Here is a 15520-nt window from a genome sequence, read left to right as displayed (position 1 = left end):
ATTGTTACATTTCCTGCAATCGACAAAACTAGTGTGTTCCTGTCTTCAATTTTAGACAGACTTTACATATCGAACTCTTTATACTGATAACCATCTGCACAAAGGTCAGCATCACTAGATTCAGAAGCAGGCAGATTCAGAGCGGGTGATAGAGCTTGGTCGTTTATCTTGATCTGATCTTTTTAATGAATTTCGCCATTGATGGCTGCTTGCTGCTGCTTACCGCATGGTTCAGAAAGCGAAAGGTCGTCATTTGGAGGCTGCTGCTTTCGGCGGGGGTTGGCGCATCCTATGTTGTAATGATGTTTATGCCCGCATTATCCTTTTTGTTCACGTTTTTGGTGAAGTTTTTATTTTCTGTAGTGATGCTGTGGATTGCCTTCGGATTTGTTAGTCTTCAGAACTACATCCGCAATCTTGGTGCCTTCTATATTGTTAATTTTGTCGCGGCAGGAGGTATTCTGGGCATTTACTATTTGTTGCAGAGTTCAGGCGAGCTCTGGAATGGAATTTGGTACACCGCAACCGGAGGCATGGGCTTCTCGCTGGAGATTGGGACGCTGTTTACCCTCGTCGTCTTTACCCTGGTGCTGCTCTGGTTCAGGATGGTAGTGGCCGGGCGCCGCAGGCAGGAGAATCTATCCTCTTACTATGCGGAGGTTCTGATTGAGCTTGGACAGATCAAAATCGCATGTACAGGGTTAATTGACACGGGAAATCAGCTCCAGGATCCGCTGAGCCGCTTGCCGGTTATGGTCACTGAGATGTCGCTATGGCAGCCCTATATGCCGCAAAGCTTTGGTCAGACGGCGCAGAATGGCGGATTGTCTGCGGACAACCTTATTCTTCAATGGACTGAGGACGAAGCTTTCCCATGGCGGGATCGGCTGAGATTAATCCCTTACCGGGGTGTGAACAGAGGCTCTCAATTTATGCTGGCCCTGAAACCCGATAAGGTGACGGTGACAATGGAGAACAAGAGCTATGTGACAACTAGAGTACTTGTGGGACTGGATGGGGGAACGCTGTCCTCGGAAGGAAGCTACAGGGCAATCATTCATCCCGCACTGATGGAAGAACATGAACAGCAGGCTGGGATTGGAATAGGGGAGGATACAAGATCATGCGTGTAAAATGGAAGCTGATGCTGCAACTGCAATATTACAGACTGTTGTTTCTTTTCGGACTCAAGAGCGATGAAATCTATTATATCGGGGGAAGCGAGGCTCTTCCGCCGCCGCTCACACGTGAAGAAGAAGAGTATTTGCTGCAACGCTTGCCTTCAGGAGATACCGCCATCCGGGCGATGCTCATAGAGCGGAATCTGCGCCTGGTTGTCTACATAGCCAGAAAATTTGAGAATACGGGCATTAATATTGAGGACCTGGTGTCCATCGGAACCATCGGTCTGATCAAGGCGGTTAATACATTTGATCCGGAGAAAAAAATCAAGCTGGCAACCTATGCTTCCCGCTGTATTGAGAACGAAATTCTCATGTACTTGCGTCGGAACAGTAAAATCCGCACCGAGGTTTCTTTTGACGAGCCGCTCAATATCGACTGGGATGGGAATGAGCTGCTGTTGTCCGATGTGTTGGGGACTGAAAATGATACGATTTACCGTAATATCGAGGAACAGGTGGACCGTAAGCTGCTGCACAAAGCACTTGATAAGCTGAGCGAGAGGGAACGGCTCATCATGGAGCTGAGGTTCGGTCTTGTGGATGGGGATGAGAAGACACAGAAGGATGTAGCTGATTTGCTGGGAATTTCCCAGTCCTATATTTCTCGTCTTGAGAAGCGGATTATTAAGCGGCTGCGCAAGGAATTTAACAAAATGGTGTAGATGACGAAGCAGGCTTCGACAGAATTTCAGGAATAAAAATACAGGCCCGGGAGATAATGATCATTAATGTTTCTCCTTGGGAGGTAGACTTGATGACCCGAAATAAAGTCGAGATTTGCGGTGTCGATACCGCCAAATTGCCGGTTCTAACCAATACGGAAATGCGTGAATTGTTCCATTCACTGCAGCAAGACCATGTAAGATCAGCCAGAGAAAAGTTAGTAAATGGCAACCTCAGACTCGTACTGAGTGTCATCCAGCGGTTCAATAATCGGGGAGAGTATGTGGACGACCTGTTCCAGGTGGGCTGCATCGGACTCATGAAAGCTATCGATAATTTTGATTTGTCGCAGAACGTCAAATTTTCAACCTACGCGGTTCCCATGATCATCGGAGAAATTCGCCGCTATCTTCGCGACAATAATCCGATCCGCGTCTCCCGCAGTTTGCGAGATATCGCTTATAAGGCGCTTCAGATGCGGGACAGCCTGACAAATCAAAATTCACGAGAGCCGACGATATTCGAGATTTCCGAAGCGCTGGGCTTGCCGAAGGAGGATGTGGTCTTCGCGTTGGATGCGATTCAGGATCCTGTCTCCCTGTTTGAGCCGATCTATCATGATGGGGGCGACCCGATCTATGTAATGGATCAGATCAGTGACGACAAGAACAAGGATGTGTCCTGGATCGAGGAGATCGCGCTTCGTGAAGCGATGCAAAGACTGGGCCGGCGGGAGAAGATGATTCTCTCGATGCGATTCTTTGAAGGCAAAACCCAAATGGAGGTTGCCGATGAGATCGGCATATCGCAAGCCCAGGTATCCAGGTTGGAGAAATCCGCTATTCTGCAGATGCAGAAGCATGTCAAATCTTAAGTCCCATGTGTGCCCTTAAAGCAAATTTTACCGTTCGGAGATGATCCGGACGGTTTTTTATGTGCTTATGTTTTCAAAGCGACGGACATATAGTATATGGAATAGCAAATGGGCGGGGGGGATGAATGGATGGACAACATCGTCAGAGCAAGTATGAAAATTTCCGATTTCCAGACAAAGGATGTCATTAACGTGGTGGACGGCAGACGGCTGGGGCAAATCAGCGACCTGGAGCTCGATCTCCGCCAAGGAGTCATTGAGGCCATTGTCGTTCCGGCGGGCGGGCGGTTTCTGGGACTGTTCGGTAATGGCGGAGACCTGATTATTCCTTGGAAAAATATCGTCAAGATCGGATCGGACGTCGTCCTGGTGAAAATGGAAGAGGCGCGTGACCGTCCGGCTAATTATGAGACTACCGTATACATCGACCGGGATGGCCGGACCGAGCGGAGAAGCTGACGTCAGGGTACCCGGACTTTAGTCCGGGGCGCGGCCGGGGCGGGGTTGTGGTACACTGTGTAATTATATGTCTTATTTGTGATGTGCGGTAAGGAGAGATGGATGATGGAACCGTTTGTAAGGAATGCTAGTGAAGGAGCACCTGAACTGTACGGCTTGAAAGTTTGGGAATCACAGCTGCCTCCTATCCGTGTCGGCTTTACCGGACGAGGCGGTGGAATAAGCAGCGCTCCTTACAACAGCTTTAATCTGGCCCTCCACGTCGGAGACAAGCCGGAGGATGTACTGGAGAATCGGAGCAGGCTGACAGCAGCGCTTGGATTCGCGCAGGATGCCTGGACTTGCGGGGAGCAGGTGCATGGAACCCGCATTGCTTGCGTAAGGGCTGAGGACAAGGGAAGAGGTTTGCATCAGCGAGAGAACGCTTTCCAAGCTACGGATGGTCTCGTCACAGATGTACCGGGAATCCTTTTGACCTCATTCTATGCCGATTGCGTGCCGCTTTACTTTTTGGATCCGGTTAAAAAGGTGGTTGGATTGGCTCATGCAGGCTGGAAAGGGACGGTTGGCCTGATCGCCGAGGAAGTTGTCCGGGTGATGGAACAGGAGTACGGAAGCCTCAGAAGCGAGATCAGAACAGCAATCGGGCCGAGTATTGGAGGGTGCTGCTATGAGGTGGACGAAGCCGTGATGGGGCGTGTCCGGGAAGCAATGGCGCATCTTGATGAACAGGAGGATACACTTACAGCAGTTGCGGCTCCTTCTGAGGCAAAAGGCCGAAGTATGCTGAACTTGAAAGAATTGAATCGAATTATTATGATAAAAGCAGGAATATTGCCGATGAATATCGAATGTACAAGTTGGTGTACAAGCTGCCATGACGACGCGTTCTTTTCTTATCGCAAGCATCAGGGGGTAACCGGAAGAATGGCAAGCTGGATTGGGTTGAAGGAGAGGTGATCCTTTCTTGGCATTGGAACAGCGAATACAGCATGTAAGGGAACGGATCGCGGCGGCCTGCGCACGCAGCGGAAGACTACCGGAAGAGGTGGGAATTGTCGCAGTCACCAAGTACGTGTCTGTGGATATGACCCGTCAGATCCTGGAGTCCGGTATCGTCGATATAGGGGAGAACCGGCCGGGAGTCGCAGTGCCGAAATGGGAAGCCCTTGAAGGGCAGGGGGTATGGCATTTTATCGGCCACCTTCAGAGCAGAAAAGTGAAGGACATCATAGGTAAATTTCAATATATTCATTCACTTGACCGATGGTCGCTGGCTGAGGAGCTGGAGAAGCGGGCAACTGCTGCCAGCATTGAAGTTAAGGCATTCCTGCAGGTGAATGTATCCGGAGAGGCTTCCAAGCAGGGCATTTCACCCGAAGAAGCGGAGGCCTTCTTGAGAGAGGCTGCGAAGCTGCAGCATGTATCGGTTATTGGGCTTATGACGATGGCGCCGGACTGTGACGATCCGGAGGAGACGCGTCCTGTCTTCCGCGGACTTCGAGAGCTTAGGGACAAGCTTAATACGAGCAATGTATATGGCAAGCCTCTGACTGAGCTGTCTATGGGCATGTCGGGTGATTTTGAAGTAGCTGTGGAAGAAGGGGCGACATGGGTTCGCCTCGGAACTCTTTTAGTGGGAGGGGAACAGATCTAATGGGAGTTATGAACCGGTTTATGAACTTTTTGGGGCTGCAGGAAGAGGAAGAAGTCGTAGAGCGTGAACAATTTTCGGTACAGGAACAGCCGGAATTTGAAACCCCTAGCTTTGAAAATCGTAAAAACCAAAAGGGAAACAACGTAGTCAGCATTCACTCGCAAAAAAATGTCAAGGTCATTCTGTATGAGCCGCGTTCTTATGACGAGGCCCAGGAAATCGCGGACCATTTACGTTCTCATCGAAGTGTGGTCGTAAATCTGCAGCGTGTCCGAAATGATCAGGCGATGCGAATTATCGATTTCCTTAGCGGAACAATTTATGCGCTCAGTGGAAGCATTTCAAAAATTGGGGGCAATATTTTCCTCTGCACACCGGATACGGTGGAGATTCAAGGATCGATTACGGAAATACTGACCGAGGATTCCGATTACAACAAAATGAGGTGAGGACAGCTTGGGGATCTATAGTATTGTAATGCTGCTGTACCAAATTTATTTTTACATGATTTTGGTTTATATTTTGATGTCATGGCTGCCTAACGCCCGTGAGAGCGTTATTGGGGAATGGCTGGGCAAGCTGGTTGAGCCTTATTTGTCGCCGTTCCGGCGCTTTATTCCGCCGCTGATGGGCATGATTGACTTTTCGCCGATCGTGGCGATTTTCGTCCTTCGTCTGGCAGCTTTCGGTCTGATCGCCGTACTGCAGTTTATCTTTTAAGGTGAGGCTTTGCCATGCGACATGACATCTATGATCATTTCAAACCGGAGGAACGTCCCTTTGTGGACAAGGCTTGGGAATGGGTGGTGAATGCCGGGGATTATCATGAGGTCAAGCTCACTGATTTTCTGGACCCGCGGCAAAGCTTTATATTGCAAACACTGGTTAACCAGCATGCTGATGCAGCCTTGTGCTTGGACGGCGGCTATGAGGGGGCGGAACGAAGACGCGCCTTGATAGCTCCCGACTACCGTGACGTATCCAGTGAGCCGATGCGTATGAAGGTATTGGATATTACTTCAGATGATCAGCTGCTTTCATCGCTGCAGCATGGAGATTACCTTGGAGCCGTGCTCGGGATCGGATTGAAGCGTGAAAAAATCGGGGATATCCATGTGCGGGAAGATGGCTGTCATATCGTTGTTGCCGAAGAGATTGCTCCTTTTCTCACGATGAGTCTTCATCAGGTGCACCGTGTAAACGTTATGACAGAGATCCTTGAATTGAATGCATTGAAGACGACAGAAGCTGCCCTTGAGCCGCTAGACTTGACAGTGGCTTCTTTACGTTTAGACGGGATTGCAAGCGATGTGTTCCGGCTAAGCCGCAGCAAGGTGCTCGTACCGATCAAGGCAGGGCGTTGCAGGGTGAACTTTCGAACGGAGGAGGACCCCTCCACGGCGCTTAAGGCAGGAGATATCGTCGCGCTTCAAGGCTTCGGCCGCTTCAAGGTTTTGGAATGCGACGGCATTACCAAAAAGGGCAGACTTAGGGTAAAGATCGGCAAATTTATCTGATCCGTTTGCAGGAAATTTTCTGTTTCTGTCGAAATAGACTACTTTATAGGAGGTGCGGATCATGCCATTGACACCGCTGGATATACATAACAAGGAGTTTTCTAGACGCATTCGCGGTTATGATGAGGATGAGGTTAACGAATTTCTTGACCAGGTCATTAAAGATTACGAGATTGTGATCCGAGAGAATAAGGAACTGCACAATCAACTGCTGACCCTGCAGGAGAAGCTGGATCATTTCTCCAATATAGAGGAGACTCTTAGCAAGACGATTATCGTCGCGCAAGAAGCGGCCGACGAAGTGAAGAATAACGCGAAGAAGGAAGCGCAGTTGATCGTGAAGGAAGCGGAGAAGAACGCTGACCGAATCGTTAACGAGTCGTTGTCCAAATCCCGCAAAATTGCGCTTGAGGTGGAAGAACTCAAGAAGCAGGCTTCGATTTACCGCGCTCGTTTCCGGACGTTGGTTGAAGCCCAGCTCGATCTGCTCAGTCAGGATGGCTGGGATTCGCTAGATAGCAGCCGTGACCGGAACGAGGATACTGAGCGTCAACGCGAGGTAAAGGAACTGTACTAGTTACTTGCCCGGTTGACATTTGTAGAGATAATACGTTATAAATAAATTTATAATTACGATAAGTGTTCAAAGATCAGCTTTTCAGCACCGAGAAGGTTGAATGAAGCTAGGGACTGAGTAGCGGAGCGTGGGCAAAACCCACGTGAGCAACGGAAGGCACGGCTGAATTCAAGATTCGATGTCGAATTGTCATCATGAATTACATCGTGATCAAAAGTTGATATGGATTCGATGATGGGAAAGAGTACGCAGCCTTTTGTTCCTCAGAGAGTTGGCGATTGCTGAAAGCCAATGTTCAAGGCGCTGACGGAAGATCATCCCGGAGAAGTCTGACTGAAACGACCTGCTTGGCAGGGGAGTAAGTCATACCGGCTGTCGGCCGTTATACCGGCCCCATATGATGCGTATGGGATCAGAGTGTCACGTACCTCCCGGCAGCTTAGAATTGCCGGAATGCAGGATAACGTGGAACAAGGGTGGTAACGCGAGCAGAGTCTCGTCCCTTTTGGGGCGGGGCTTTTTTTGTTGTTTTTAAGAAGCAGTCATGCAAATTGAAGAAGGGAAGCTGAAATGAAATGAAAAAGGTCGATGTAAGGGAAAAAGCACGAGCCAGAGACATGCGGATTCTGGATAAATGGAATGTCGAGGATACTTTCAAGAGAAGTATCGAGAACCGGGAGGGACGACCGAATTATGTGTTCTTTGAAGGTCCTCCTACTGCGAACGGCATGCCGCATATCGGCCACGTGCTGGGCCGTGTAATCAAGGATTTCGTCGGCCGCTATCAGACGATGAAGGGTTACAGGGTTGTGCGCAAGGCCGGCTGGGATACGCACGGTCTGCCGGTTGAGCTGGGCGTAGAGAAGGTGCTTGGTATTTCGGGCAAGCAAGAGATCGAGAAATATGGCGTGGAAGCATTTATCAAGAAGTGTAAGGACAGTGTATTCGGCTATGAGAAGCAATGGCGCGAATTCACAGAGGCTATCGCCTATTGGACCGATCTGGATCACCCTTACATCACCCTTGAAAACAACTATATCGAAAGTGTATGGAACATTCTGGCGACCATTCATGAGAAAGGACTGTTATATAAGGGTCATCGGGTAAGCCCTTATTGTCCTTGTTGCCAGACGTCCCTTAGTTCGCACGAGGTTGCCCAAGGCTATGAGGATGTAAAGGATCTGAGTGCTACAGCCAAGTTCAAGTTGAAGGACAGCGGTGAATATGTACTGGCCTGGACGACCACGCCTTGGACGCTGCCTGCCCACGTTGCTCTTGCAGTGAATCCCGATATGGAATATGCAAGAGTAAAGCAGGAGGATGGAGTATATATTGTCGCCCGCAACCTGGTGGAGAAGGTTATGAAGGGGGACTACTCCATCGAATCTACGCTTAAGGGAGCCGAGCTTGTCGGCCAAACCTATACTCCGCCTTTTAGCTATGTACAAGCGGATAAGATCAATGTGATCGTAGGCGCATCCTTCGTTACTGATGCAAGCGGTACTGGGATTGTTCATATGGCGCCGGCACATGGTGAGGATGACTATCGTACTTGCCGTGAGAATGGCATCAGTTATGTGAGCGTAGTGAATAACCAAGGGCGCTATCAGGATACGGTGAGCGATTTTGCCGGACGGTTCGTTAAGGATTGCGATCTTGATATTGTGAAGAACCTGTCTGAGCGAGGACTCTTGTACAGTAAAGAAAAGTATGAGCATAGCTATCCGTTCTGCTGGCGCTGTAAATCCCCGCTGCTCTATTATGCCATGGACAGCTGGTTCATTGAGACGACGGCCGTGAAAGATCAATTGATTGCAAATAATAATTCCGTGACCTGGTATCCGGGCCATGTGCGGGAAGGACGCTTTGGCAAATTCCTCGAGGAACTGGTGGATTGGAATATCAGCCGGAACCGCTATTGGGGAACGCCGCTTAATGTCTGGGTATGCCCGGACTGCGGAGGACAATTCGCTCCGCATAGCCTGGAGGAGCTTCGCGCTCATGCGGCTCATGAGGTTAGCGAGAACCTGGAGCTGCACAAGCCATATGTTGACGAAGTGAAGGTAGCTTGCCCGCATTGTGAGGGTGGCATCATGGAACGGACCAGCGAAGTCATCGACGTATGGTTCGACAGCGGTTCGATGCCGTTCGCACAGCATCATTACCCGTTCGAGAACAAGGAGACATTTGAGGATCAATTCCCTGCGGACATGATCTGTGAAGGCATCGACCAGACCCGCGGCTGGTTCTACAGCCTCCTGGCAGTGTCCACTTTGTTTACAGGCAAGGCCCCTTATAAAGCAGTTATTGCAACTGGGCACGTACTGGATGAGAACGGGCAGAAGATGTCCAAATCCAAGGGCAATGTTATTGATCCGTGGGAGATCATCAATGAATTCGGAACCGATGCGTTCCGCTGGGCTCTATTGTCTGACAGTGCGCCGTGGAATAGCAAGCGTTTCTCCAAGGGGATCGTAGCTGAAGCCAAATCCAAGGTTGTCGATACCCTGGTGAACACGCACGCATTCCTCACGCTATACGCCGGAATCGATGGTTACAAGCCGGAAGAGCATCCGTATCGCCCTTCCTCGAACAAGCTGGACCGCTGGATCCTGTCTCGTTTGAACAGTCTGATCCTGTTGGTGGATAAGGGGCTGGTCGTCAATGACTTCGTAAATACATCCAAGGCAATCGAGGCGTTCATCGACGAACTTAGCAACTGGTACATCCGCCGTTCCCGTGACCGTTTCTGGGGCAGCGGACTTGGCGAAGACAAATTATCCGCCTACCAGACGCTTGTTCAGGTGCTGCTGACCGTATCGAAGCTGATGGCTCCATTCACACCGATGATGTCCGAGGATATCTTTACGAATCTCGGAGGCGGCGAGAGTGTCCATCTGGCGAATTATCCGGTTGCCGACGAGGCGCTGATTGATACGGCTCTGGAAGCGGATATGGAAAGCGCGCGTCAAATTGTGGAGCTGGCGCGGAATGTTCGTAACGAGACCGGAATCAAGACACGCCAGCCGTTATCGGCTTTGATCGTATCGATGGACCGTGATTTTGCAGTAGCTGATTATGAAGAGATCATCAAGGACGAGATTAATGTCAAGGCGATCGAGATCGAGCACAGTGACAGCGGGTTCGTCGATTTCACGCTCAAGATGAATTTGAAGGTTGCCGGCAAAAAATACGGGAAAAATATCGGTTTCCTCCAGGGCTACCTCAAAGAGCTGGAAGCTGCGCAGACCCGTACCATCGTGGAAAATGGCGGCTTCAATGTGACTTCCCCTGAAGGGGAGGAGCTAAGCATTACTGCAGAGGAACTGCTTGTGGAGAAGCAGGCGAAATCCGGATTTGCTTCGGCATCAGGATATGGTATAACCGTAGCCCTGAATACGGATATTACGCCTGAGCTTGAACAAGAGGGTTGGGTACGCGAGGTTGTCCGTGCGGTGCAGGATACCCGCAAGAAGCTGGATCTGCCGATCGAGAAGCGGGTTCATCTAACGCTGCGTGTAGATGAGGAACTTAAGTCGGCGATTACGGCCTTTGAACAAGTCCTCCGTGATAATGTGCTTTTAACCGATGTGGCTTATACAGATGATGAGAAGCTCGGAGAATCCGTGGATCTAGGCTCCAAGCAAATCGGTGTTTATATTCAAGCCTAAAGGCCATACTAGGCTATAACGAACAAAGAAACGAGCTTGGGCAGAGAAAGTCCTCCTGATTAGGAGGACGCTCTGCTTGGGGCTCGTTTCCATTTTGCGGAGGAGGTACGGGATGAGGCAAGGCGAGACGGATAAGAAACCAGAAAGCTCCGGCGGTTCGGCTGAAGAACAAAATCAGTCGAAGACAGAGCTGGAACAACAAATGAATGAGCTGCACCGTCTGACGCTAACCTGGACCCGGCAATTAGAGAAATCACGCATTGCGGAATATACACAGCTGCTGAACAGACCATGGCGGTTGATCTGGCTCAATCTGCTGTCAGGAACGGCGCGCGGTGTCGGAATTGCGATCGGTTTTACTTTTTTTGCCGCGACGATTATTTATCTTCTCCAGTTGCTTGGGGCCTTGAATTTGCCGATTATCGGAGATTACATCGCCGATGTTGTGCGCATCGTTCAGCGCCAGCTCGAGCTTAATACGTATTAGAGCCGCTGCTCAAAGTACGAGTTCAATAAGTCAGGTTTTCAGCACCGAGAAGGTGGTTGCGAGAACCCGAAGAAGGAGGAACGGAGTGTAGGCAAACCCTACATGAGTGCCGGACTTCTAGGGTAAACGCAAGATTCGATGTCGAATGACCCTCCTGAATTACTTCGTGATCAAAAGCTGACTTTTTGAACATCCTCCTAAGAATCCTCGCTGTCCAGATGCTCTGTGGCCTTCATGTGCTTGCGGTATACGCCGTTACGGTAAAAGAACACATTTTGACCATAAATATCGGTAGCAACGAAGGATTCATAAGGCTCTACGAACCCGTCCAGCTCAGCAGAGGCTTCAATCTCCATATCATTATAGTCATCGATCTCGTTTTCCTCCGCCATGGCTGGAGAATTGGAAGTACCGAAGCCCTCAACGATCTGCCAGGCGTCTTCTCCGTCAAATCCATTTTGCTCTTCGTGTTCATCCAGGCTTGTGCGGCCAAATGGAGGGGCAAGGAACAGTTCCTCGATCGGACGTTTTGCAGAGACGAAGGACTGAGGGCTGTGTTCCCGGCAGTATTCAGTCTCGGGAATGGCTTGAAGCCGCTCGTAGCCAATCGCTTGTCCACAAGCCTCGCAGCAGCCGTAGCTGCCGTTCTCTAGCTTGGACAGGGCATCCTGAATGCGTGTAAGCCGCAGCTCGGCATGCTCGTTCAAGGCTAGATCCTTACCCCGCTCAAAGGTTTCACTGCCGATATCGGCGGGATGATTGTCAATAGCAGACAGCTCGCTCGTATTATCGCGTAGGGACTCGTTCAGGCCATAATGTCCTTGCTCTGCGAGCCTGTGCCGCAGATCGGCCTCGGCCTGCTCGAGCTGGTCCTTCAATTCGGCTAATTGCGCGTTGTTCAAGTTAGCTGAGGTCATGGTTATATCGTACTCCTTTCCGAGCTTTCGTTTATTGAATCAGAAGGAATGGCGAATCATGCCCGGGTGCTTTGGTCATACTGCTATTCTGCACCGAGACATGACGTTTTACCTAAGGAAAATCCTTTCGCGCATGGACGGTTCATTTCCCGCTGTGCTACAATATACAGGTCTTAGAAGTGGTTATTTCTGCCGGGATCTTCCCTGGGCATAACTAAATTAACGAGGTGACTTCCCGAGTGATATTTTTTCTGATCGCATTGATCGCATTTCTCATTGACCAGGCAACGAAGTATTGGATTGCAACGAGCTTGACCATTAACGAACAAATTCCGGTCATCGGCAACTTCTTCCTGATTACCTCTCATCGTAACCGTGGCGCAGCCTTTGGGATTTTACAGGATCAGCGTTGGTTTTTTATTGTGGTAACTACGGTCGTATTGATCGGTATCGTGTGGTACATGCTTAAGATAAAAAAATCAGGCAACCGTTTGCTTCAAACGGCACTTGCGCTTGTGCTTGGCGGTGCGGTTGGTAATTTCTTCGATCGCGCGCTGACCGGAGAAGTCGTGGATTTCCTGCAATTCAATTTCGGGTCATATACCTTCCCGATTTTTAATGTTGCGGATTCATGCATTGTTGTCGGCGTGGCGCTGATTATTCTGGATTCCATTTTGGAGATTCGCCGGGAGAAGCAGCAAGCAGCAGAGATCAAACAAGAGGAGCAAGTATGACTTATAACGAGGAAAATTGGCTTGATCTGGAGGAAGGCACGGGCCAGGAATGGACCGTAAAGCCGGAGAGTGCCAGAGAGAGAATTGATAAATACGTCAAGTCCATCACCGGGGACGAATATTCTCGCAGTCAAATTCAGCTATGGATTGAGAATGGCGATATTGCCGTCAATGGTGAACAAGTAAAGTCGAATTATAAAATGAACGCCGGAGATACGGTTACGTTAACGATTCCCGATGCTCAGCCGGTAGAGATCGTGCCCGAAGCCATCCCGTTGGATATTTACTACGAGGACAGCGATGTTATCGTTGTGAACAAGCAGCGCGGGATGGTCGTTCACCCGGCACCGGGACATGCTTGCGGAACCCTGGTCAATGCGCTCATGCATCATTGCAAGGACCTGTCGGGGATCAATGGGGAACTGCGGCCAGGTATTGTTCACCGCATTGATAAGGATACCTCCGGGCTGTTGATGGCTGCCAAGAATGATATGGCTCACGCTTCTCTGGCTGCCCAATTGAAGGAGCATTCTGTAACCCGGAAGTATTATGCGCTCGTGCATGGGCATGTCAGCCATGATCAAGGAACGGTGGATGCGCCGATTGGCCGGGATCCGCATGACCGGAAAATGTACACGGTAATCGAACGTAACAGCAAGCCTGCAGTGACTCATTTTCAGGTTGTCGAGCGATTTGGCGACTACACCTTGCTGGAGCTGAAGCTTGAGACGGGCCGTACCCACCAAATCCGGGTGCATATGAAATTTATCGGACATCCGCTTGTGGGAGATCCATTGTATGGCAGAAGCAAGGGCATTAAAATGCAAGGACAAGCGCTTCATGCCGCGGTCCTGGGCTTTGTCCATCCGGCAAGCGGAGAGTATAAAGAATTCTCGGCACCCCTCCCTGATGATATGGAGGAATTGCTTCATTCCTTGCGCAATCGGTAATGAAGATTCCCTGGCTTAGAATCGCACGTAGCGATAGCTGAGCCGGGGATTTTTTGTGTCTATGTAGTCGGATAGTACAAACGTTCTGGTGTTTAATCCATTGTTAAAAAACCGGCATTCCAGCAATATGAAAAGGGGAAATGTTCTGCATTTTCAAGTTAAATAAGGAGTTGTCGGTTATGAGCATAGAGCAATATCAAGACACGTTTATCCAACGGCAGTTTGCTGACCGAATCGGCGGAGCGAATTACGGTAAAGATACTGCAATTTATAAATTTGAGAAGATCAAACGGGCCAAAGCGGCCGCAAGGAAGGACTTCCCGGATATTGAATTGATCGATATGGGGGTGGGCGAGCCTGACGAAATGGCAGATGCCGGAATTGTGGCCAAGCTGGCTGAGGAGGCTGCCAAGCCAGAAAACCGGGGTTATGCGGATAACGGGATTCCCGAGTTTAAGGAAGCAGCCTCCAGGTATCTGAAAGAAGTCTTTGGCGTGGAGGGGATTGATCCGGTTACGGAAATCGTTCATTCGATCGGCTCCAAGCCGGCGTTGGCCATGCTGCCGTCCTGCTTCATTAATCCGGGTGACCTTGCCATATTGACGGTTCCGGGATACCCGGTACTCGGAACCCATACCCAATATCTGGGCGGCGAAGTATATCATGTGCCTCTCACGGAAGAGAATCAGTTCCTTCCGGATCTGGCCTCCATCCCGGAGGAGATTGCGGCAAAAGCAAAATTGATCTACCTGAATTATCCGAACAATCCTACGGGAGCCAGTGCAACAAAGGAGTTCTTTATCGAGGTTGTGACCTGGGCCAAGAAATACGATATTGTCGTAGTTCATGATGCGCCATATGCTGCTTTGACTTATGACGGCCTTAAGCCGCTGAGCTTCTTGTCCGTTCCCGGAGCCAAAGAGGTAGGCGTCGAATTGCATTCTTTGTCCAAGTCGTATAATATGACCGGCTGGAGAATCGGGTTTGTCGCCGGAAATCCCTTGATTATTAAGGCATTTAGCGACGTGAAGGACAATAATGATTCAGGACAGTTTATCGCCATTCAGAAGGCGGCGGCATATGGACTGTCAAAGCCGGAGATTACCGAGAAGATTGCGGAGAAGTATTCGCGGCGTCACAATCTGTTGGTCGAGGCACTGAATGAATTAGGCTTCAAGGCGAAAAAACCTCGAGGCTCCTTTTTCCTTTATGTCGAAGCTCCACAAGGCGTGGAGGGAGGCCCGTCCTTCGCATCCGCGGAAGACTTCTCTCAATATTTAATTCGTGAGAAGCTGATCTCGACCGTGCCCTGGGATGATGCCGGGCATTACGTCCGTTTTTCTGTAACCTTTGCAGCTAACGGTATTGAAGCCGAGAAGCAGGTGATCGAAGAGATCAAGGGCCGCCTTGGTGGAGTGAAGTTTGTGTTTTAGGCAGCATTCTGGTGAGTGACTGCGGCATGCAAGCAGGAAAATGCGTACCAGCGGAATATAGTTAAAATATTGGAGGGCGAGTTAGAGGGGGCAACGTGTGAAGAGTTGCTATGATCGCTGTTGTTCGCGGATTTCCCTGATTGGACTAAGTTCTAACAAGGGAGAAATCCGCTCACAAAGGCGAACGCTCCGCTTCTTCACAACCCTTCACACTTATGCCCTGGTTACTTCGCTTTTGGGTTCAACTGCACTGCAGTCTGCACATAGCTATGCCTAAGCTGCATAGCAATAACTGCACTGTTATTAACTTATCTCCCTGCGGCATGCTACCCGCTGAAGGTGCAATAATGCGCAGTTACTGTTTGTAATGCATCAGCGTCATCCGGTACCTCATAGG

General features: G+C 49.9%; 16 protein-coding genes and 1 other annotated feature. Of the genes, 15 read left to right on the top strand and 1 reads right to left on the bottom strand.

The window, feature by feature from the left end; genetic code table 11:
- Positions 1-155 precede the first annotated feature (155 nt).
- From spoIIGA to KQJ23_RS21770, 12 genes are all read left to right on the top strand, one after another.
- Complete coding sequence (gene spoIIGA, locus KQJ23_RS21825) at positions 156-1133, top strand: sigma-E processing peptidase SpoIIGA (protein ID WP_216481025.1); 978 nt, start codon at positions 156-158, stop codon at positions 1131-1133.
- Entirely contained in the window at positions 1124-1846 is a 723-nt protein-coding gene (gene sigE, locus KQJ23_RS21820) for an RNA polymerase sporulation sigma factor SigE (RefSeq protein ID WP_044479271.1), read from the top strand. The genes spoIIGA and sigE overlap by 10 nt, the downstream gene beginning before the upstream one ends.
- 92 nt (positions 1847-1938) lie before the next feature.
- Positions 1939-2721 (top strand): RNA polymerase sporulation sigma factor SigG, encoded by a 783-nt coding sequence (sigG, locus tag KQJ23_RS21815; RefSeq protein WP_216481024.1) that lies wholly within the window; start codon positions 1939-1941, stop codon positions 2719-2721.
- Between the two features lie 129 nt (positions 2722-2850).
- Complete coding sequence (locus KQJ23_RS21810) at positions 2851-3180, top strand: YlmC/YmxH family sporulation protein (RefSeq protein WP_044479269.1); 330 nt, start codon at positions 2851-2853, stop codon at positions 3178-3180.
- Positions 3181-3285: 105 nt separating this feature from the next.
- Positions 3286-4140, top strand: coding sequence for a peptidoglycan editing factor PgeF (pgeF, locus tag KQJ23_RS21805; RefSeq protein ID WP_216481023.1), 855 nt, complete (start codon positions 3286-3288; stop codon positions 4138-4140).
- Positions 4141-4147: 7 nt separating this feature from the next.
- Positions 4148-4837 carry a YggS family pyridoxal phosphate-dependent enzyme gene (locus tag KQJ23_RS21800; protein WP_216481022.1) on the top strand — a complete coding sequence of 230 codons (690 nt, stop codon included), beginning with the start codon at positions 4148-4150 and terminating at the stop codon, positions 4835-4837.
- The gene (locus KQJ23_RS21795; protein WP_216481021.1) at positions 4837-5286 is read left to right on the top strand and encodes a cell division protein SepF; all 450 of its coding nucleotides are present in this window, start codon (positions 4837-4839) and stop codon (positions 5284-5286) included. Before KQJ23_RS21800 ends, KQJ23_RS21795 begins: the two co-directional genes overlap by 1 nt.
- 7 nt (positions 5287-5293) lie before the next feature.
- The gene (locus tag KQJ23_RS21790; RefSeq protein WP_488175241.1) at positions 5294-5557 is read left to right on the top strand and encodes a YggT family protein; all 264 of its coding nucleotides are present in this window, start codon (positions 5294-5296) and stop codon (positions 5555-5557) included.
- 14 nt (positions 5558-5571) lie between these two features.
- Complete coding sequence (locus KQJ23_RS21785; RefSeq protein WP_216481019.1) at positions 5572-6354, top strand: YlmH family RNA-binding protein; 783 nt, start codon at positions 5572-5574, stop codon at positions 6352-6354.
- A 61-nt stretch (positions 6355-6415) separates the two neighbouring features.
- The gene (locus tag KQJ23_RS21780) at positions 6416-6931 is read left to right on the top strand and encodes a DivIVA domain-containing protein (protein WP_216481018.1); all 516 of its coding nucleotides are present in this window, start codon (positions 6416-6418) and stop codon (positions 6929-6931) included.
- A gap of 222 nt (positions 6932-7153) precedes the next feature.
- Positions 7154-7438, top strand: a binding site (T-box leader).
- A 68-nt stretch (positions 7439-7506) separates the two neighbouring features.
- Entirely contained in the window at positions 7507-10602 is a 3096-nt protein-coding gene (ileS, locus tag KQJ23_RS21775; protein WP_216481017.1) for an isoleucine--tRNA ligase, read from the top strand.
- Between the two features lie 112 nt (positions 10603-10714).
- Positions 10715-11089 (top strand): DUF5665 domain-containing protein, encoded by a 375-nt coding sequence (locus tag KQJ23_RS21770; RefSeq protein ID WP_249529987.1) that lies wholly within the window; start codon positions 10715-10717, stop codon positions 11087-11089.
- Positions 11090-11286: 197 nt separating this feature from the next.
- Here KQJ23_RS21770 and KQJ23_RS21765 read toward each other — a convergent pair whose 3' ends face one another.
- Positions 11287-12006: a TraR/DksA C4-type zinc finger protein gene (locus KQJ23_RS21765; protein WP_216481016.1), complete on the bottom strand. Its 720-nt coding sequence runs from the start codon at positions 12004-12006 to the stop codon at positions 11287-11289.
- A 239-nt stretch (positions 12007-12245) separates the two neighbouring features.
- Between KQJ23_RS21765 and lspA the strand changes: the two genes are divergently transcribed.
- From lspA to KQJ23_RS21750, 3 genes are all read left to right on the top strand, one after another.
- Positions 12246-12740 carry a signal peptidase II gene (gene lspA, locus KQJ23_RS21760; protein WP_216481015.1) on the top strand — a complete coding sequence of 165 codons (495 nt, stop codon included), beginning with the start codon at positions 12246-12248 and terminating at the stop codon, positions 12738-12740.
- Positions 12737-13690 (top strand): RluA family pseudouridine synthase, encoded by a 954-nt coding sequence (locus KQJ23_RS21755; protein ID WP_216481014.1) that lies wholly within the window; start codon positions 12737-12739, stop codon positions 13688-13690. The genes lspA and KQJ23_RS21755 overlap by 4 nt, the downstream gene beginning before the upstream one ends.
- Positions 13691-13869: 179 nt before the next feature.
- Positions 13870-15123, top strand: coding sequence for an LL-diaminopimelate aminotransferase (locus KQJ23_RS21750; RefSeq protein ID WP_216481013.1), 1254 nt, complete (start codon positions 13870-13872; stop codon positions 15121-15123).
- Positions 15124-15520 lie beyond the last annotated feature (397 nt).

The sequence above is a fragment of the Paenibacillus brevis genome (genome assembly GCF_018919145.1).
GTDB classification, from domain to species: Bacteria; Bacillota; Bacilli; order Paenibacillales; family Paenibacillaceae; genus Fontibacillus; species Fontibacillus brevis.
The sequence above is the reverse complement of the archived record's forward strand: the minus strand, read 5'-3'. Positions and strand labels throughout refer to the sequence as shown.